This window comes from Ekhidna sp., from assembly GCF_965221965.1.
Classification (GTDB): Bacteria; Bacteroidota; Bacteroidia; order Cytophagales; family Cyclobacteriaceae; genus Ekhidna.
In genome coordinates this window covers 1,021,551-1,040,934 of the sequence record NZ_OZ244926.1, presented here as the reverse complement: position 1 = coordinate 1,040,934, position 19,384 = coordinate 1,021,551, and the positions used below count along the sequence as shown (strand labels likewise).

The following is a 19,384-nucleotide window of genomic DNA, read 5'->3' as shown; positions in this document are numbered from 1 at the left end:
GATTTTTGAATAAGATGATGCGCAAAGAAAAGAAATTGTTGCAGGAATGTTGGTACCGTTTATGGAAACAGTTATTAACCGACTAAATAATCCTTGGCCTCTTCCAGGTCATCAAAGACCTTAATGTTGCCTCCAACCATTTTTGTGTAAGCTTTAAGAATCAATTTTTTCAAGCCCTGTATACCTACAAATGCTCGTCTCTCTGCTTTGTCTTTAAAGTAGGTTCGACCGTATTCTTTCATCTTAGAGCTTACGACCGCATTCACAAATGCACCATCTGAGTTTACCAGCACAAGTAACTTCCCCGGAGCTTCAAGGTACGCCATTTTGGTTTCCTCTAACAATTCTAACGATTGCTTCTCTGATTTAGATTCTGTAAGATCCACATACAAAATCTCCTTCCCTTTATGAGTTATGTAGCTTACCGGCATAAAGATGGATATTGTTTGCCTATAAAAGTTAACAAGAAAAAACGAATATTCACTTAATCAGTGATTATCCTAAACCCTAAAAAGCCTCGCTCACTCCTATGTAAATCCCAGTCTGCCCACCTCTTCCAATCCCTATATCCAATCTAGCATTAAGTTGCTTGTTGGGTATTAACGAGAGACGCCCACCAACACCGGCAATGTATTTAAGCTCCGAAAAGTTAAAATCACCAGGGCTATAAGCAACATCTCCTACTCCTGCAAACACAGTCATCCCGAAACGCCAGAAAAGTGGTCTGCGATATTCAACTTGCGTATACATCATTTGCCGATCGCGATAAAGACTCGCATTGGAAATTCCTCTCAGACGTTCATCTCCACCTAACTGAGATAGCTTGTAAAACGGAACGTCTGTTCCAGAGGTAAACTGTGCCCGTAACTGAAAGGCCAGAATGTGCTTTTTATCCTTTAGATTAATGAATTTCCGTGCATCGGTGATATAAGTGGTGTAGTTAAAATCTCCGGTATTTAAGACAATACGACTTGAAATGAAGTATCCGGAAGATGGATAAACGGTGTAGTCCCGGGTATCATATCGAAATGCAGGACCAGCCCCAAAGAGATTTCCTCCATTAATCCCAACAGGATTTTGCGCTTCTAATAAACCCCCTACTTCCGTATTAACAATACTGGTGAAATGTGCATCATAAGCTCCACCCACAAACACTTTCTCATTAATTGGTATTAGGTATTGTCCCTCAACCTGAAAAAAACGATTGGTGTACTGCTCGGAAATATCAGGATCATTATCATTTCCTATACCAAAGTATGAATCAGGAAAATTGTAATACCGAACAGCCGTATTAAGATTTTGTCCCTGAGGAAAATAATAGTCCAGATTGGCTACTGCTATCGATTGCTTTTTGAGGGTGTAAACAAAGTAGGGAGTAAGTGTAGATTGTCTTCTGAAACCTGATTCAAAATCATCTGTATTGTTCAAAACCCAGATTCCTATCGCACCAAGTTGCAAATCTGTCTCAGGGGCGTAGCTGATTACAGGAAATACCACAAATGAGTTCTTCTTAATAGTCGTATCAGACTCTTGTGCATGTAAGAGTAATCTGCAAATAAGAAAAATAGAAAATAAACCTTGTCTCACTATTTTATTCTTGCACCTCCACAATCATTTCAATTTCCACAGCTATGTTTCTTGGAAGCGAACCCATTCCCACAGCTGCTCGCGCATGCTTACCACGCTCACCAAATACCTCCACCATCGTATCAGAAAACCCATTGATCACTTCCGGTTGATTGCCGAAATCCGATGTGCAGTTTACCATCCCTAACACTTTCACAATTCGAACGACTTTATTCAGATCACCAACTTCGGCTTTTAAAGCTGAGAGCTGAGCGGCTGCTACCAGCTTTGCTGCTTCATACCCTTCCTCCACAGTCAGATCGGCTCCTACTTTACCGGTTACATACCCACCCTCAGGAAGATTGGGGCCTTTACCTGCCATAAAAACCAGATTACCTGTTCGAACTGCATTCACATAGTTGGCCACCGGTGCAGATGGTTCTTTAAGTTCAATGCCAATAGATTTGATTTTTTCCTCTACATCGTAATCATAGAGCTCAATAGTCTCAGAAGCATCGCTAACCTCTTTTTGCTGAGGCTGGTCACATGAACTGATCAGAAGAATGGCCAGAATGAAAAAAAAATGAGTTCGCATAGTTGTCAGGTTTAATTCGCGCATGAAGTTACATGACAACCGCGAACTCATCGATTGGATTATGCTACTAAATCAAAATCCAATCAGCATAGCTAGTTGAAAGCTTCAGCGAGTTTAACAAGGAATCAAATAAAAAAGCAGTGCCGTTTTCGATAGCACTGCTTTGTTCACTTTTTGTATACTGTTTCCAGTCTATTGCTCCCGGATCGCTTTGAACTCAGATCCTTCTTTCCACTTGGGCCAGTCATTCGAGTTGGCAACTTCTAAACCTACTTTCATAAGTAATTCTCCATCCAGTGCCATACCATCAAATGTCCAATAATCCGGATTGTATTCATCCTGCGGTCGATGATACTGTGTAGAAAGATACACCTGGTTCAGGCTGTCCACATAGTCCACACCTTTGGTCATGTGCTCATATCCACCCGATGCATACAGCGCTGGAATGCCCACTTTGGCAAATTGAAAATGATCCGAACGGAAGAAGTATCCTTTTCCCGGATCGGGATCCGGCATGATGTATCGCCCTTGCTGCTCGGCCACCTTTTGCGCAATATCTTCTAATTCAGATTGGCCATAGCCAACAACTGTAAGATCTTTCATTGGACCCCATGCGGTAATACCATCCATGTTGATGTTGGCGACTGTTTGAGATGGTGGATAAACTGGGTTTTGAGCGTAGTGCTTTGACCCCAATAAACCTTGTTCTTCGGCCGTTACCGCCAGAAAAACAACTGAGCGTTTTGGCTTAGTTTCCATTTTTGACATGGCTTCAGCTATTCCAAGCATGGTCGCTGTGCCGGATGCATTATCATGAGCACCGTTGTAAATGCTGTCACCATCAATCTCCTGACCAACCCCCAGATGGTCCCAGTGAGCTGAGTAAATGATGTACTCATCCGGTCGCTCAGATCCAGTGATTTTTGCAATTACATTTTGAGACTGATCTCGCTTGATTTTATTTTTCACAGAAACTGAGGCATTCAATCCCAGACTGAAAGGTTTGAAATCTTCGCTTCTGGACATTTCTGCATAATTAGTCATATCCTGACCGGAAGCTTCAAAGATTTTGATCGCCGCGTCTCTTGTGATCCACCCCAACACATTCGGCTGGTAATTTTCCCCGGATTGATCCAGATACAGGCTCGCCCCCGACCAGGAGTTCCGAACCACCAACCATGGATATCCGGCCGGTACCGTTTCATGGATAATCAGGCATCCGGCAGCTCCCTGTCTGGCGGCTTCTTCATATTTATAGGTCCATCGACCATAGTAGGTCATGGTCTCTCCTTTAAAAAAAGTAGAATCTCCAGACGCAAATCCGGGATCATTTACGAGAACCACGACGGTTTTCCCTTTCACATCTAACCCCTCATAATCATTCCATCCATACTCCGGAGCAACCACTCCATAGCCAGCAAAAACAAGCTCTGAAGCATCCAGTGATGTTTCTTCCACAACACGTTCAGTATAAGCGACAAAATCCTCAAGCACATTAAGCTCAACTGTTTGTCCATTCCCTTCAATGGTCATTGTCTCAGAAGGTATGGCCGTTAATTCCACCAATGGAACTTCCTGCGTAAACGAGTTTCCATTCCCTGGCTCCAATCCATAGGCTTTAAACTGATCAACCAGATAATTGACAGTCTTTATCTCTCCCTCCGTAAAGGGCTTTCTTCCCTGAAAATCGTCAGATGAAAGTACTTGAATGTGTGCCTTTAATGATTCCTCTGAAATTTTCACTTCAGAAGTTTCTGAAGCTGGCTGGCAGGCAAACAACGCAGCAAATAACAGAATTAATAGATTTTTATTCATAGTCAGGTATTTTTCTAGCCTGCCAATTTAAATCAAATTCAAGAACACAAGAATCTTCTTAACTTCGGAGTTACTAACCAGACGCAATTAAAATCATGATGAAAAAAATCTTAAGTATCGGTCTTATTAGTTTAATGATGAGCCAATGCACTACTCCTGAGAAAAAACAGGAAGAAGCTTCCGCCGAGGCTTCTCCTATGAAAGCCAGGGTTGATATTTATAAAAACGTCAAACTCACAACTGATATCAGTCAGCTGAGTGAGAGTGAAAAACAAATGATCCCGCTGATGATTGAGGCATCCAAAATCATGGATGAACTCTTCTGGTATGAAGCTTACGGTAAAAAAGACTCACTTCTGGCCTCATTGACAGATCCCGCCACTAAAAAGTATGTCTACATCAATTACGGCCCGTGGGACCGGTTGGCTAACAATGAGCCATTTATTGAAGGGGTAGGACCTAAACCGGATGGTGCCAATTTTTACCCGACAGATATGACTAAGGAAGAATTTGAAGCTGCTGATCTGGAAGATAAAACCAGCCTTTATACTTTCATTCGAAGGGATAATGATGGCAACCTAAAGGTGGTACCATACAATGAGATGTTTGCTGAGCAAGTACAAAAAGCATCGGGTCTCCTTAAGCAATGTGCTGAATTAGCGGAAGATGAAGGATTAAAAAAGTATTTATCACTCAGAGCAGAGGCGCTTCTAACAGATGAATATCAGCCGAGTGACATGGCCTGGATGGATATGAAAACCAACGGACTGGATTTTGTGGTTGGTCCGATTGAAAACTATGAGGATAAACTTTACAACTACAAAGCTGCTCATGAAGCGTATGTCTTAGTGAAAGACAAAAGCTGGAGTGAACGTTTAGCTAAATATGCAGACTTCCTTCCCGAGCTTCAGGCTGGCCTACCAGTTGCAGCTGAGTACAAAGCTGAAAAGCCCGGTACCGATGCAGACCTCAATGCATATGATGTGGTTTACTATGCTGGAGATTGTAACTCAGGTTCCAAAACGATCGCCATCAACCTGCCCAATGATGAGGAAGTACAGCTGGCAAAGGGCTCACGAAGATTACAACTTAAAAATGCAATGCAAGCCAAGTTTGATCACATTCTGGTTCCTATTGCAGATGTATTGATTCACCCGGATCAGCGCAAGCATATCACCTTTGACGCATTCTTTGGAAACACCATGTTTCATGAAGTCGCTCACGGCCTGGGAATCAAAAACACCATCAATGGAAAAGGGACAGTTCGAAATGCATTGAAAGAGCACTCATCAGCCTTGGAAGAGGGAAAGGCAGATATTCTGGGACTCTACATGATCACCCAGCTTCACGAGAAAGGAGAAATCGAAGGTGACCTAAACGATTATTATGTGACTTTTATGGCAGGCATTTTCCGTTCTGTTCGTTTTGGTGCCGCAAGCTCACACGGAAAAGCCAATATGATTCGATTCAACTTTTTTAATGAGTATGGAGCTTTCGCTAAAGACGAAGAGACAGGCACATACATGGTGGATTTTGATAAGATGAAAGAAGCAATGAATGCCCTTTCTGAGAAGATCCTGACGCTACAAGGAAATGGCGATTATGAAGGAGTTGCTCAATTAGTAGCTGAAAAAGGAACGATCGGGGAGGTATTGCAAGCTGAACTGGACCGTCTGTCTGAGCAAAATATTCCGGTTGATATTGTATTTGAACAAGGCGTGGAAGTATTGGGTTTATAATGAATAAAAAGGACATCAACGGACATCCACATGTGGCTTATGAACGAGATGTTTATGAGCTAAGTGAAGCTGAATCCCGGGCCAGGGAGTATTACGAATGGCTGGATACGAGAAGAACTGTTCGCGATATATCCGATAAGCCTGTCAGCAAGGAACTGATTGAAAGCCTGATCATGGCAGGATCGACAGCACCATCCGGGGCACATAAGCAGCCGTGGACTTTCTGTGCTATTTCAAATCCTGAAATCAAAAAAGCCATCCGGGAAGCGGCAGAAAAGGAGGAGTACGACAGCTATCATGGACGAATGAGTGAGCGCTGGTTGAGAGACCTGGAGCCCATTGGAACGGACTGGAACAAACCTTTTCTGGAAGAGGCTCCCTGGTTAATCGTGATATTCAAACGTGTATTTGAAATGATAGATGGAGAGAAAAACAACAATTACTATGTAAATGAATCAGTAGGAATTGCCTGTGGGATGACCATTTCCGCCATTCATAAAGCAGGGCTAGTCACTTTGACACATACACCCTCACCGATGAATTTCCTTACCAAGATCCTCAACCGACCAGACAATGAACGCCCATACCTTCTCCTCCCCATCGGGTATCCTAAGGATGAAGTATATGTACCAGATCTGGAAAGAAAGCCTTTAGAAGATGTGGCGGTGTTTTATGAATGATTGGCAGGATATTGAAGTAGGTTGGCAGAATTGGTAAAATTCTCCCTCATACCTTCACTATGAAATCCACCTAATCACGCATAGCACCGTGGGTAGAAGTAAGCTCCTTTGATCTATTCAAGGGAGCTTTTTTTATAACTTTAGTTCATAAGCGTTACCACCATGTTAAAAAAACCAATTGTCCTGATCATTGCGCTGATCTCATTCATTTCATCTGATGCTCAGTTGCGTCATTTTCTGGACAGCCTAAAAAACGATTTGGAAACCGTAACCGATGACTCCCTTCGATTTCGCGTACTGGATGAGCTGGCATGGACTTACAAACGAGTGGATGCAGATTCTGCTTTGATGTATGCCAATCTTGAAATAGCGGCAGCCAATAAACTTGACAATGAGCTGTTTCTAGCATTTTGTTACTCAAACATCGGTGTGATTAAGATGGAAAACAACCTGGATGACCAGGGAGTCAAAGATCTAAAAAAAGCATTGAGCATCAATCAAGAGTTAGATGACAAACGTGGAATTGGTTCCAACTGTAATAATCTGGGAAATGCATTTGAAAACCTGGGAATGTATGATTCAGCCATCTACTACTACGGTATATCCATCAATGCCAAAATGGACGCAGGGAATGAAGCCTCAGCTGCCAGCACCATGAGTAACCTGGGGCTGGTTTATATGAGACTAGAAAATGCAGAGAAGGCTATGGAATATTTTCGATCAGCCAGAAAAATTGTCGGGGACGAGAGTAGACGTGTCAATGGCATCTTTAATAATATGGGCATTGCTTTTTCGAAGCTGGGGCAAAGCGATAGTGCCAGGTATTACCTTAAAAAAGCACTTGGAAACTTCCCAATTGAGGGTAATGAACTACAATATGCCAAAACTTACGGCAACATTGCTGAAAGCTTTCAGGATGATAAAATGTACGATTCTGCATTGTACTATGCTAATCGATCCCACGAGCTAAAAAAGGCATTCGGTGAGGGGATCACACTCACCTATTCAGGAATTACGCTTTCTAAAATTTATAAGGAACTGGGTGATTTTATAAAAGCGAAAAAGTATGCATCAGAGGCAGTGACGATTGCCGAGCAGTACAACAACCCAGAACGACTGACAGAAGCAATCTGGACGCTTGCTGAGGCAGAATTGAGCTTGAAAAATTATGAGGTAGCTTCCACATTATATAGAAAATATAATACCATAAGAGAACAAATAACCAGTGAGGCCATTCTTCAAGCTGCAGAAGAAGCAGAGGCCAAATTTCAGAATGAATTAAAAGAAAAAGAAAATCAATTATTGAAAGAGGAAGCGGCTACACAGGCCCAGCAAATTCGTTTTCAGAATACCATCATCATTTCAATTGGAGCCATCATTATTTTGCTGCTGATAATCGCGATCCTGCTAAGAAAACAGCTCACCGAACGTAAAAAGCTACTCAGCAAAATCGAAGCGCAAGCTAACAAGCTAAAAGAGCTGGATGAGGCCAAAACTCGATTTTTTGCCAATGTTTCACACGACCTTCGATCGCCACTGACACTTATTTTGGGTGCCTTAGATAAGATCATCGATCGGGATTATGAAATCATGGACAAGGAGTCGAAAGAACTCCTGGATCTGGGAATGAAAAACGGAAAACGATTGCTTTATCTTGCTGACGAAATAATGGACCTGACACGTCTGGAAGAGGGGAAAGTCAAGCTGGAGCTTCAATACGTAAAGATTGTGCCCTACCTGCGATTGCTCACAAAAATGTTCAGTAGTGCTGCAGATATTAAATCCATTGAACTCCGGTTTTCCAGTCGTGCAGAGGACGAAACCACCTTACAGATTGACCCGCATCAGTTTGAAAAGATCATTTACAACCTGCTTTCTAATGCTATCAAGTTTACCCCGGAAAATGGAAAAGTAGATGTGCAGCTCAGCACCGATAAACATAACCTTGAAATTAGTATTTCCGATTCTGGTCCCGGTATCCCGGAAGAAAACCTTGAATACATTTTTGACAGGTATTACCAATCTTCCGAATCAAAAACCTCTCATGCCGGAGTTGGAATCGGGTTGGCACTGGTGAAGGAGCTTGTAGAACTGCATGGTGGTACCATCCGTGCGGCCAGCGGAAATAATGGATCTGTTTTCACAATCCAGTTTCCTTTCAAGAAAAGTGATTGGGTATCAAAAGCAGTCGTACCTGAACGATCCCTTGATGTCGTGACCAGAAACTCTTTATGGATGGACCTTCAGGATGAAAAAGAACGACTACAGGTTCCCGGGATCAAAACACCGAAAGAGGATGCTAAAGCGGTTCTCATAGTCGAGGATCACCGCGAATTGAGGAGTTATCTTAAAAGCATCCTAAGCCCGGAATTTCGGGTATTCCTGGCTGCAAATGGTACCAGTGCCCTGGACATACTGCAATCAGAGAAAATTGATTTGATTGTTACGGACTTGATGATGCCATATATGGACGGGTTTGAGTTGGTGGATCACCTGAAAAAAGACAAAGGGTTTAAGAAGATTCCTGTGGTGGTGGTCAGTGCCCGAACGGATAAGAAAGAAAAAATTGACCTGATTTCGAAAGGTGCTGAAGACGTGATCAGTAAACCATTTGATAAAGAGGAGCTGATGATTAAAATACAAAACATCGCAGGCCGTGATTGGGACAGCAATCAATCCCTCTCAAAGCTATATGGAGAGACCGCTGAATCTTTCGAAAAGAACATCATGCATCGATTGGAGCAGCTTATCATCAAACGTATTGATGATCCTCACCTCTCTGTGCTGGATCTTGCCGATGAGATGGCTGCCAGCGAACGAAAAGTCTATCGAATGATCAAGAAAATCTCCGGACTGACCCCCTATGAATTAATCAAGGAAGTCAGGTGGCAATACCTGGAAAATTATTTACAAAACAATTCCGTTCGTACAGCCACGGAAGCCGCACAATTAATTGGAATGAGCAATGCCAGCTCGTTTTCCAATCAATTTGAAAAACGATTTGGTCACCCATTCAAGGAAGTAATCAGCTAAATGATCACCAATTGCTGATTAAGTGATGTGTATCCTCCTCGGACAATACATCCCATTTAATCGACTCCTTTTTCTTCTCATACAAACCCCTGAACCTGGAATGATCCATTGGATCCATACCAAGCAAGTGGTCGGTATTGAAATACCTTACAGCTCCATCACGAATCCGGTGATGAAAGCTTCTGGGGTGCACCCGTCTTTTTTCTGCGACATACATGACTTGATCGTTTTAGTGGTATGAAAATCTCCATTTATCATCATAAAAAATATGACGCTCATCAGGCCGATAGCTGATTTTGATTAAAAAAAGTGTGCATAGCCTGATAAAAACAGATTGACAGGATTTGTAACCACATTGGCAGGATTTAGAAATTAAACCTTTTCATCTTCGATGTATCAAAGTCACTTAAACACCACTGCCATGACACAAATACTTTGGTACAACAATTCACTCAGCTCCTATCAGTTTGGTACCTGGATAGATTATAATCAGCAGGTTGCTTTATGCAGAAATCCCAATGAAATCCTTCCGCTTGAAAGATTCAATGACGCATCAGAAAGAACGCTCAGAAAGATCGTGCTGGAACTAAATAAATGCAGACCGAAAATATTAAGGTAATCCCCTGACTAGGGATTTTTGACTATAGCTGGTTGACACCCCTGACACTCTCGTCAGGGGTTTTTTATTTATATCTTTGATGCAAACCCGACTCGCATGAAAATTTCGATATCATTACTTCTTCTGCTGCCCCTTGTGGCCTTCTCACAAGCAAAAACTGCAGAAGAGCTACGCTCAAAAGACTTAAAAAAATATGCAATCAAATCGGCGGATATCACCTATGAAATTTCTGGTGATGCAAAAGGCGAGGAACTGATGGTGTTTACCCATTATGGGTGGACCAGCCTGAAAAGACAAACAATGACGTTTGAGCTTTACGGAATTACCAGCACCCAATCCGTTCATGAGGTAACCGATGGGGATTTTATCTATCGCCTAAACCCTGATGACTCAACTTACAAAGTGCGAAAGGATTTTAAATGGAGCCAGCAGGCTTCTTACAAAACTCCGGATCAGGTATCTGAGGCTATCTTGTTTTCCATTGGGGGAAATCAGCAATCTGATTCTACCCTGATGGATAAAAAATGCCAGGTGTGGACGTTTGAAGGCAAAGCCATCCAGGAGTTATGGGTATGGAATGGTGTGGTTTTAAAATGGAAAGCTAAACTGGGCGATCGTAACATTGTGACGACTGCCACCTCAATCAAATTGGATGTAGAACCTAACCCGATCCTATTTAAAATTCCGGGATATTATAATGAACAGGAATAATGCCTGAAATTTCCAGATTCTTTGGAATAATTATTTACATGTATGGGTATGATCACAACCCACCACATTTCCATTTTACTTATGGTGAATACAAAGGTATTATGTATATAAATGATGGTGTCGTTGAGGGAAAGGTTCCAACTAAAATTGTGAAGAAGGTCGCCACGTGGCTTGAATTACACCGGGCAGAGCTTCTCGCTGATTGGGAACTTTCTCAAAAGGGTGAAGAGTTATTTAAAATAGACCCATTAACTTAGAGATATGCTACAAATAGTTGACGTGGAATATATTGAAGGCCATACACTAGAAATTCATTTTGATAATGGAGATACAGGTATTGTGGATTTTGCAAAGCTATTGAATGGTAAAATATATAAACCGCTAAAAAAGGTTGAGTTATTCAAACAATATGGTCTTAAAAATGGCACATTGGAGTGGGTTAATGGTGCAGATTTTGCACCCGAATATCTGCATAAACATCTTAGAACCAAGCTTGCTAAAGCTTAAGAAATGCAAAAACTCTTTCTTATCATCTCCTCTATCTCCGGCATGTTGGCCGTGGCTTTGGGTGCGTTTGGTGCACATGCATTAAAAAACAAACTACAATCCGAAGGAACACTGGACACCTACCAAACAGCCGTCCAATACCAGTTTTACCATACACTTGCTTTGTTAGCAATTGCTTTTCTGATGACCAAATACCAAAGTCAGTGGCTCAATTATGCCGGTTACAGTATGACGTTTGGTATCCTGATTTTCTCCGGATCATTATACATCCTTTGCTTCACCGGAATGAAATGGCTGGGCGCCATCACCCCAATCGGAGGTTTGCTGTTTATTGCCGGCTGGGTGTGCTTGCTGATGACAGCTTTGAAGTCCTTGTGATGTCATAAAGTTTGATTCCATATTTCTTTATTTCAAGTCATGCAGAATTTATTTCAGCATCCATTTAGAATAGACCCTGAAACAAGTTCAGGGTGACACAAGTATTAATGAACTTTTTCTTAATATCTCTTACGGACTAAATTGAAGAAATGAAAACCAAAGAATGCCCATCATGTGCGATGGAAGTAGAGGCCTCCTCAAACGTCTGCCCGATCTGTCAGTACGAGTTTGCCGAAACTAAAACCAGTTACAAGTGGATCGCTATTTTACTTATAGTGGTGATGCTGCTGTATCTGCTAGTGTTTTAGTAGTGTCGTTTAACACCCAGAGAGCGGTGCAAGCAGCATAAAACCTAAACCGCCTCGGTTCGTATCGTCACAAAACGAAATGCATATTGGTTTGTGGGGACACAAATCATGGACAGGCTCTACTCTACCACATGAATCTTCATCATGTTCGTATGCCCTTGCCAGTGCTGTGGCATAGAAGCCGTGTTAATGAAGATATCACCTTTTTTCAGGTTACCTGTTTCTACCAATCGTCGCTCCATCTGTTCCAGCGTCTTATCAATGTTTTCCTGTGAATCGTAATAAAAGGTTTTCACTCCCCAAACCAGACACATCTGATTGAGCAGTCTTTCATTATTAGTGAATAAGTAGATTTCTGATTTCGATCGATGCATCGCTGTTCGGAAGCCCGTATAGCCCGATTTTGTCATGCAGACCAGTGCTCGCGCATTCGTATTTTCTGCCAAGCGACAAGCTGCACGGATTAACAGGTCGTTCATCCGAGTGCTGGACTCGAATTGCTTGTCATAGTATTTATTATAGATTGAATCTGCCTCCGTTTCCACTGCCTTGATCGTCTCAGCCATTTTTTGTACGGCCTCTACGGGATATTTCCCGGCAGCAGACTCGGCAGAAAGCATCAGGGCATCTGCTCCATCCATCACCGCATTCGCAATGTCATTCGTTTCCGCTCGGGTGGGTCTTGGATTCTCGATCATACTCTCCATCATCTGGGTAGCAATAATCACCGGCTTTGCCGCCTGATTACATTTCTCTACAATCTTCTTTTGCCAGATCGGTACTTCATGCATCGGTATCTCCACGCCCAGATCTCCACGCGCCACCATGATTCCGTCCGCCTCCTCAATGATGGCATCAATATTTCTCAGTGCTTCCGGCTTCTCTATCTTAGCCACCACCTTGGTAGTTTTACCCGCCTCATCAATGATCTTTTTCAGGGCTTTGATATCATCCGGCTTTCGCACAAATGATAAAGCGACCCAATCAATATCCTGAGACAATCCAAAACGCAAATCCACCAGGTCTTTTTCTGTAAGTGAAGGAGCCGATACGATGGTATCCGGCAGGTTAATTCCCTTTCTGGATTTCAGCATCCCTCCGTAAACAACTTCTGTTACCACCTCATGATCTTTCACTTCAATGGTCTTCAGCTCCAGATTTCCATCATCTATAAGGATCGTATCTCCTGCTTTTACATCATTTACGATCTCTTTGTATACCGTACTTACACGATTTGCATCCCCTTCTACTTCTTCGGTGGTGATTATCAGTTTTTTACCCTCTTCTATTTCAACCCCTCCATCCTTCATCATACCAATTCGGATCTTTGGTCCCTGCAAATCCTGGATCATCCCGATACGGTAGTCTTCTTCCTCACAAACCTTCCGGATCATTTGAATCACTTTTTTGTGATCATCATGTGAGCCGTGAGAAAAATTCAGGCGAAACACATTAGCACCTGCTTCAGCTAATTTTGCAATCACTTTTTTATCGTTACTGGCCGGCCCAAGCGTGGCAACAATCTTCGTGCGTTTTGTAAATGAGGTCATTTAATGGGTTTTTCAATGTTGTTTAGTAGAGCAGATTCTCCTTCGATTTCAGGTTATCAAAATTAAGCTTCACAGCGTACTCAATGATAGGAATCTCCTTTATAATTCCGTTAACGTTTTCGGAAGTCCACTCGTCCGTATCATCATTGAATTTTAGCAGGTAGTCAAATTGCTTCAACTCGGGCATCAGCAATTGTTTGGTCAGGCTGCCACTCCCAACAAGCTTGTTCTGTAGAAGCTCAATAATCTGATAGTCTGTCTCATACAGATAATTGGAGATTAAAATAGACGTATTGTCGGCGTATTCAATTTTGATATCGTCCTGCTTCACCAAAGAAATGTCCATCGCCTGATTTAAATACCACGCCAGCTTATATTCCTTTTTGTTGCAAACAAGGCCGATTAATTCAAAATCTATGGAATAGCCTCCATCTAATTTATTTTTCTTCATAGAATGTGCAAGCTAAGCCCTAAATTCGCAAGTGATATGTGTTCAATGACTAATTTGATTTTAGTTTGAGAATATATTTCTTTGCAACTCATTTTTAACCAAACATTACAAAAATGTCTGAAATAGCACAAAAAGTAACGTCAATCATAATTGACAAACTAGGTGTAGAAGAGTCTGAGGTAACTCCAGAGGCAAGCTTCACCAACGATCTAGGAGCTGACTCACTTGACACTGTTGAGTTGATCATGGAGTTCGAAAAAGAATTCAACATCTCTATCCCAGATGACCAGGCTGAAAATATTGCCACTGTAGGTCATGCTATCTCTTACCTTGAAGAAAACGTTAAGTAAACAACCAACTTAGCTTAGATATCTATGGAATTAAAGCGAGTCGTAGTAACCGGAATTGGTGCCCTTACCCCTTTGGGAAACACTAAAGATGAATATTGGGATTCTTTGGCCAAAGGAGTAAGTGGCGCGGCTCCAATCACTCGTTTTGATACCGAAAAATTCCGCACAAAATTCGCTTGTGAAGTTAAAGGCTTTGAAGCCACAGACTTCCTTGACCGAAAAGAAGCTCGTAAAATGGATCCTAACACCCAGTACGGAATGGTGACCGGGGAGCAGGCCATCGTAGATTCAGGAATGGATCTCAATAGTGTAGACAAATCCAAAATCGGGGTAATCTGGGGATCAGGGATTGGCGGATTTAGTACGTTCCAGGATGAGGTAATGAACTTTGCCAAGGGGGATGGTACACCAAGATTCAATCCGTTCTTCGTTCCGAAAATGATTGCGGATATCACGCCGGGCCTATTATCCATCAAGTATGGTTTTATGGGGCCGAATTTCGCTACGGTTTCTGCTTGTGCATCGTCAAACAATGCCATCACAGATGCCTATGCTTACATCCAGCTTGGGAAAGCTAATGCAATCCTAACAGGTGGATCGGAGGCTGGTGTAATCGAATCAGGTATTGGAGGATTCAATGCGATGAAAGCGCTTTCTGAACGAAATGACTCACCTGAAACCGCTTCCCGACCTTACGACAAAGACAGAGATGGATTTGTATTAGGTGAAGGTTCTGGAGCTATTATGCTCGAAGAACTGGAGCATGCAAAAGCACGCGGAGCGAAAATTTATGCAGAGATTTTGGGAAGTGGCATGTCTGCTGATGCCTATCATATCACTCAGCCACATCCGGAAGGTACCGGTATTGAGTTGGTGATGAAGAATGCATTGGAAGATGCAGGTCTAACTCCTGACAAAATCGATTACCTAAACACGCATGGTACTTCCACCCCGCTTGGAGACTCAGGAGAGATCAAAGCAGCACAGCGTGTGTTCGGAGGTAATGCAGAAAAAATGAATATTAGCTCAACTAAATCGATGACCGGACACTTGCTTGGTGCCGCTGGAGCTGTTGAGTTTATTGCCTGCCTGATGGCACTGGAAAAAGGCATTGTCCCTCCAACGATTAATCACTTCACAGATGATCCGGACATTGATCCGAATCTGAATCTAACATTCAATAAGGCCCAGGAGCGTGAAGTGAACATCGCTATGAGCAATACCTTCGGATTTGGAGGACACAACACCTCCATTATTATTGGTAAATACAACGGATAGGTGTCATCGTTTCCGAAAAGAGTATCGGGCCGACTTCTTAATTCTTTCAAATCAGAAAAAACGCTTATACAGTCTTTTCGGCTAATCACCGGGCGTTCTCCAATTAACCTTGCACTTTATAAGCAAGCCATGCGCCACAGTAGCGTTGCTTCTACAAATGATCAGGGAATCAAAAACTCTTACGAGCGATTGGAATACCTTGGAGATGCTATCCTTGGGATGATCATTGCTGAATACCTCTACCGTACCTACCCATTCAAAGAAGAAGGCTTTCTTACTGAGATCAGGGCCAAGATTGTAAACAGGGAATCTCTCAACAGGCTAGGACAAAAAATTGGCTTGAAGGAGTTGGTGCAATATCACCAGGGCTCACGGGCACATCGTTCGGTTTTTGGGGATTGTATGGAAGCACTGATTGGCGCGGTTTACTTAGACCATGGATTTCCTTATTGCAAAAAATTTGTGATCCGAAAATTGATCAAACCGCACTTCGACCTGGAGGAATTAGTCTCACGAACCACCAATTTTAAAAGTCGGTTGCTGGAGTGGTCACAAAAAGAAGGTAAAGAGCTTCGATTTGAAATTATCAATGAGGAAGATCGAAAGTTTACCGCCCAGATCTTTCTGAATGACGCACCAATGGCTCAGGGTTTTGGTTTTAGTAAAAAGAAGGCTGAACAAGATGCGGCACGAAAGACCTACGAGCAACTTAACTTAGAGGAATGAGCCACAAGCTAAAACTGGCCGGTGCATGCCTCAATCAAACACCTATTGATTGGGAAAACAATACTAACAACATCAAAAGTGCCATTGAGGATGCTAAAAATGAAGGAGTGGATATTCTCTGTCTTCCGGAGCTATGCATCACCGGATATGGCTGTGAAGATTTATTCCTGAGCCAGTGGCTTCCCGAAACTGCTCTTGAAAAACTAGTTAAGCTGGTTCCCTTTACCGAGGGTATCGCTGTTTGCATTGGTCTTCCTGTTCGAATTGACGGAAAGAATTACAATACCTCCGCATTCATTGTAAATGGTGAGATCAAAGGCATATATGCTAAGCAGAAACTGGCGAATGATGGAGTACACTACGAGCCCCGCTGGTTTTCTCCATGGCCCTCTCGAGTGATCGATAAGTTTGAAGTGGATGGAAAGAATGTCCCATTTGGGCACATAACAGTTGAGCATAAAGGACTTAAAATCGGTTTTGAGATCTGTGAGGATGCCTGGCAGCCGGACCGACCAATCGAGCATCTGGATCAAAAAGTAGACCTTGTACTAAACCCCAGTGCCTCTCACTTTGCTTTTGGTAAGTCCATTTACAGAGAAGATGTGATCGTTAAAAAAAGCTCGAAGAGGTTTGATTGTGTCTATCTCTACGCTAACCTCCTTGGAAACGAAGCAGGTCGTATGATCTACGACGGAGATGTACTCATTGCGCAAAAAGGAAAACTGATAGGTCGTAATCATCGCCTTTGGTATCATGATTACCGGTTACTAACTGTAGAAGTGGACTTTGAAAACGATACCGCCACCGAAAATATCAAACCACATTACACCGATCGCAAAGAAGAATTCGCACATGCAGCAGGGTTGGCACTGTTCGACTATTGCCGAAAGAGTCGCAGCAACGGATTCGTACTTTCGCTCAGTGGCGGTGCAGATTCAAGCACGATTGCTACTTTAATTGCTTTTGCTGTTCGAACGGCGCTGGAACAGCGTGGCAAAGCCGGATTGGAGGATAAACTCGGCTTTGAGTTGAATGGAGACACGCCAGAAGAAATCACCGGCCAACTTTTAACCACTGCCTACCAGGTAACAAAAAATTCATCAGAAGCAACCTTTAATTCCGCGAAAAACCTGGCTGAAAGCCTGGGAGCAACTTTTTACCATTGGGATATTGATGAGCAAGTCAATAATTACCGCTCCACTATTGAGCAGACAATTGGAAGGAAGTTGAGCTGGGAACAAGACGACATCACCTTGCAAAACATTCAGGCCCGATCCCGTGCACCCATTATATGGATGCTGGCAAACCTGGAAAATAAGCTGCTGATGGCTACCTCCAACCGAAGTGAAGGAGATGTAGGCTATGCCACCATGGATGGCGACACCAGTGGCAGCATCTCACCCATTGCCGGGGTAGATAAGCATTTCATTCTGCAATGGCTGAAATATGCGGAAAATGAGCTGGGTTTTACCGGATTGAAAGATGTGAATGCGCTCACTCCTACTGCCGAACTTCGACCGGAAGATCAATACCAAACGGACGAAGAAGATCTGATGCCGTATGAGGCCCTGATGCAAATTGAGCGGGAAGCTATACTAAACGGAAAATCTCCAAAACAGGTCTATGAGATACTAAAGGATGATTATGACACTGAGAATCTCAAAGACTGGATCAAAAAGTTTTATCGGCTGTGGACCCGAAACCAGTGGAAACGCGAGCGATACGCTCCCAGTTTTCATTTCGATGACTTCAACATTGACCCACGCTCATGGTATAGATTCCCGATTTTGAGTGGTGGGTATCGGGAGGAATTGGAGAAACTTTGAATTCTAACGAATTAAATTCAACAACTAATGAAATTGCATTTAATTATATTGGGATGATCATTTCCCTAAACCTCCTAGGGCAAAGTAAAAAATTTAGTTTCGGGCACATTATTCATAAAAATGGCAGCATAGAACAAGGGTATATTAAGGACCGTGGATTTGATATACAGTATCTTAGTATCACTTTCAAGAAAAAATCGGGAGAAGTTGTAGATCTTGAGCCAAACGATATTTCAGGGTATTCGGTTCGAGGCAAGAAATTCATTAGCGGAAAGCTTCAACATGAAACAGGGTCAGAATTCTTGTATTTCTTTTTTGAACTCCTAACTTCAGGTACTCATCAATTGCTTAAGCTCTATTTAGATGAAAATTCAGCTAATGCATGGCCCACCTATTTGCAATATGAAAGCACTCATTTTTTTCTCAAATCCAACTCAGGTCAAATCCAACTTACAAGAGATAATTTTAGAAATGAAATTGAAGAAAAGACGGAATGTAATAACATGGTACAAGATGGGACTTATGATTACACATCGCAAGGCATTGTAAGCTTCCTTCTTGAAAAAGAAAAAGTTTGTGAAAGCATAGATATTAAACAAGAAATACGTCCAAAGGAGAGAACAGGTATCGAATCTTTTGGCATTGGTGGAGGCGTAACTTGGGCCAAAATTATCCCTGGACACCCGCATTTTGAAAATGTTGAGTTCACCTCTAATACAGGTGTCAGCATGTTCGCTTTCATGCAAATTCCATTCAACAAGAGATTCTCAATTAGAGGGGGATTGTTTTACATGAATAAGAAAACCACAGGTAATGAAACAGTTCTCGTTAACCAATTCTATGAAAATGTAGGAGAATCCCTAAAACTTAAAACTGAAATCAATTTCAAACATATTGGTATTCTTGCCGACCTGAAATACGCAATTAAAACAGAGTTTTTAACTCCATATGTATTTCTTGGAGTCAATTTTGGTGTCTCAAGCAATAATGAAGTACATACAGAACTGCTGGTTTATCTAATGAAAATGGATTATCCTATCAACGAGTTTCAAGCATTCAGTTATTTGATGCCGAACCCCACCATTATGACATAGGTTATCGAGTAGGCACTGGCATTTCATATGCATTTAAGAAATGGAATCTATTCACAGAGCTTGACTTTAGATCAAATAGTTGGTCAGATAATAGTCAGCCAAATGGATTCAGTACAGACACGATTGGAATTATAATAGGAGTCGAAATAAAATAAAAA

At 42.2% G+C, this 19,384-nt stretch carries 21 protein-coding genes; 14 read left to right on the top strand and 7 right to left on the bottom strand.

The genetic code is table 11. The features are described from left to right. Positions 1-74: 74 nt before the first annotated feature. The 4 genes from ACOQON_RS05150 to ACOQON_RS05135 all read right to left on the bottom strand — a co-directional run bounded on the left by ACOQON_RS05150 (position 75) and on the right by ACOQON_RS05135 (position 3,976). Entirely contained in the window at positions 75-431 is a 357-nt protein-coding gene (locus ACOQON_RS05150; RefSeq protein ID WP_420577857.1) for a hypothetical protein, read from the bottom strand. 76 nt (positions 432-507) lie between these two features. Next, complete coding sequence (locus ACOQON_RS05145; protein ID WP_420577856.1) at positions 508-1,587, bottom strand: BamA/TamA family outer membrane protein; 1,080 nt, start codon at positions 1,585-1,587, stop codon at positions 508-510. A gap of 4 nt (positions 1,588-1,591) precedes the next feature. Further along, entirely contained in the window at positions 1,592-2,161 is a 570-nt protein-coding gene (locus ACOQON_RS05140) for a RidA family protein (protein WP_420577855.1), read from the bottom strand. 192 nt (positions 2,162-2,353) lie between these two features. Further along, complete coding sequence (locus tag ACOQON_RS05135; RefSeq protein WP_420577854.1) at positions 2,354-3,976, bottom strand: M28 family metallopeptidase; 1,623 nt, start codon at positions 3,974-3,976, stop codon at positions 2,354-2,356. A gap of 95 nt (positions 3,977-4,071) precedes the next feature. Between ACOQON_RS05135 and ACOQON_RS05130 the strand changes: the two genes are divergently transcribed. The 3 genes from ACOQON_RS05130 to ACOQON_RS05120 all read left to right on the top strand — a co-directional run bounded on the left by ACOQON_RS05130 (position 4,072) and on the right by ACOQON_RS05120 (position 9,428). Next, positions 4,072-5,715, top strand: coding sequence for a dipeptidyl-peptidase 3 family protein (locus tag ACOQON_RS05130; RefSeq protein WP_420577853.1), 1,644 nt, complete (start codon positions 4,072-4,074; stop codon positions 5,713-5,715). Further along, a complete protein-coding gene (locus tag ACOQON_RS05125; RefSeq protein WP_420577852.1) occupies positions 5,715-6,395 on the top strand; it encodes a nitroreductase family protein in 681 nt (226 codons plus the stop codon). The genes ACOQON_RS05130 and ACOQON_RS05125 overlap by 1 nt, the downstream gene beginning before the upstream one ends. Before the next feature lie 162 nt (positions 6,396-6,557). After that, complete coding sequence (locus ACOQON_RS05120) at positions 6,558-9,428, top strand: ATP-binding protein (protein WP_420577851.1); 2,871 nt, start codon at positions 6,558-6,560, stop codon at positions 9,426-9,428. 4 nt (positions 9,429-9,432) lie between these two features. On the opposite strand, the gene ACOQON_RS05115 is transcribed toward ACOQON_RS05120, so the two are convergent. Then, positions 9,433-9,645, bottom strand: coding sequence for a hypothetical protein (locus tag ACOQON_RS05115; protein ID WP_420577850.1), 213 nt, complete (start codon positions 9,643-9,645; stop codon positions 9,433-9,435). A gap of 204 nt (positions 9,646-9,849) precedes the next feature. On the opposite strand from ACOQON_RS05115, the gene ACOQON_RS05110 reads away from it, so the two are divergent. The 6 genes from ACOQON_RS05110 (at position 9,850) to ACOQON_RS05085 (ending at position 11,951) form a co-directional block, all read left to right on the top strand. Next, positions 9,850-10,047 (top strand): hypothetical protein, encoded by a 198-nt coding sequence (locus ACOQON_RS05110; RefSeq protein ID WP_420577849.1) that lies wholly within the window; start codon positions 9,850-9,852, stop codon positions 10,045-10,047. A 96-nt stretch (positions 10,048-10,143) separates the two neighbouring features. Then, positions 10,144-10,758, top strand: coding sequence for a hypothetical protein (locus ACOQON_RS05105; RefSeq protein ID WP_420577848.1), 615 nt, complete (start codon positions 10,144-10,146; stop codon positions 10,756-10,758). Beyond that, positions 10,758-11,015 (top strand): DUF4160 domain-containing protein, encoded by a 258-nt coding sequence (locus tag ACOQON_RS05100; RefSeq protein ID WP_420577847.1) that lies wholly within the window; start codon positions 10,758-10,760, stop codon positions 11,013-11,015. The genes ACOQON_RS05105 and ACOQON_RS05100 overlap by 1 nt, the downstream gene beginning before the upstream one ends. A gap of 4 nt (positions 11,016-11,019) precedes the next feature. Continuing rightward, entirely contained in the window at positions 11,020-11,265 is a 246-nt protein-coding gene (locus tag ACOQON_RS05095; protein WP_420577846.1) for a DUF2442 domain-containing protein, read from the top strand. Between the two features lie 3 nt (positions 11,266-11,268). After that, positions 11,269-11,643: a DUF423 domain-containing protein gene (locus tag ACOQON_RS05090; protein ID WP_420577845.1), complete on the top strand. Its 375-nt coding sequence runs from the start codon at positions 11,269-11,271 to the stop codon at positions 11,641-11,643. A gap of 149 nt (positions 11,644-11,792) precedes the next feature. Continuing rightward, positions 11,793-11,951: a zinc ribbon domain-containing protein gene (locus ACOQON_RS05085; protein ID WP_420577844.1), complete on the top strand. Its 159-nt coding sequence runs from the start codon at positions 11,793-11,795 to the stop codon at positions 11,949-11,951. Between the two features lie 119 nt (positions 11,952-12,070). Here ACOQON_RS05085 and pyk read toward each other — a convergent pair whose 3' ends face one another. Both pyk and ACOQON_RS05075 read right to left on the bottom strand, forming a co-directional pair. After that, the gene (pyk, locus tag ACOQON_RS05080) at positions 12,071-13,501 is read right to left on the bottom strand and encodes a pyruvate kinase (RefSeq protein WP_420577843.1); all 1,431 of its coding nucleotides are present in this window, start codon (positions 13,499-13,501) and stop codon (positions 12,071-12,073) included. A 22-nt stretch (positions 13,502-13,523) separates the two neighbouring features. After that, on the bottom strand, positions 13,524-13,952 hold the full coding sequence (locus tag ACOQON_RS05075; protein WP_420577842.1) for an IPExxxVDY family protein: 429 nt from the start codon (positions 13,950-13,952) through the stop codon (positions 13,524-13,526). 113 nt (positions 13,953-14,065) lie between these two features. Between ACOQON_RS05075 and ACOQON_RS05070 the strand changes: the two genes are divergently transcribed. The 5 genes from ACOQON_RS05070 to ACOQON_RS05050 all read left to right on the top strand — a co-directional run bounded on the left by ACOQON_RS05070 (position 14,066) and on the right by ACOQON_RS05050 (position 19,226). Then, complete coding sequence (locus ACOQON_RS05070) at positions 14,066-14,302, top strand: acyl carrier protein (protein WP_089358163.1); 237 nt, start codon at positions 14,066-14,068, stop codon at positions 14,300-14,302. Positions 14,303-14,326: 24 nt separating this feature from the next. Next, positions 14,327-15,580 (top strand): beta-ketoacyl-ACP synthase II, encoded by a 1,254-nt coding sequence (gene fabF / locus ACOQON_RS05065; RefSeq protein WP_420577841.1) that lies wholly within the window; start codon positions 14,327-14,329, stop codon positions 15,578-15,580. Positions 15,581-15,709: 129 nt separating this feature from the next. Beyond that, on the top strand, positions 15,710-16,306 hold the full coding sequence (gene rnc / locus ACOQON_RS05060; protein WP_420577840.1) for a ribonuclease III: 597 nt from the start codon (positions 15,710-15,712) through the stop codon (positions 16,304-16,306). Beyond that, a complete protein-coding gene (gene nadE / locus ACOQON_RS05055) occupies positions 16,303-18,132 on the top strand; it encodes an NAD(+) synthase (protein ID WP_420577839.1) in 1,830 nt (609 codons plus the stop codon). Before rnc ends, nadE begins: the two co-directional genes overlap by 4 nt. Next, positions 18,129-19,226 (top strand): hypothetical protein, encoded by a 1,098-nt coding sequence (locus tag ACOQON_RS05050; protein WP_420577838.1) that lies wholly within the window; start codon positions 18,129-18,131, stop codon positions 19,224-19,226. The genes nadE and ACOQON_RS05050 overlap by 4 nt, the downstream gene beginning before the upstream one ends. The last annotated feature ends 158 nt before the right edge of the window (positions 19,227-19,384 follow it).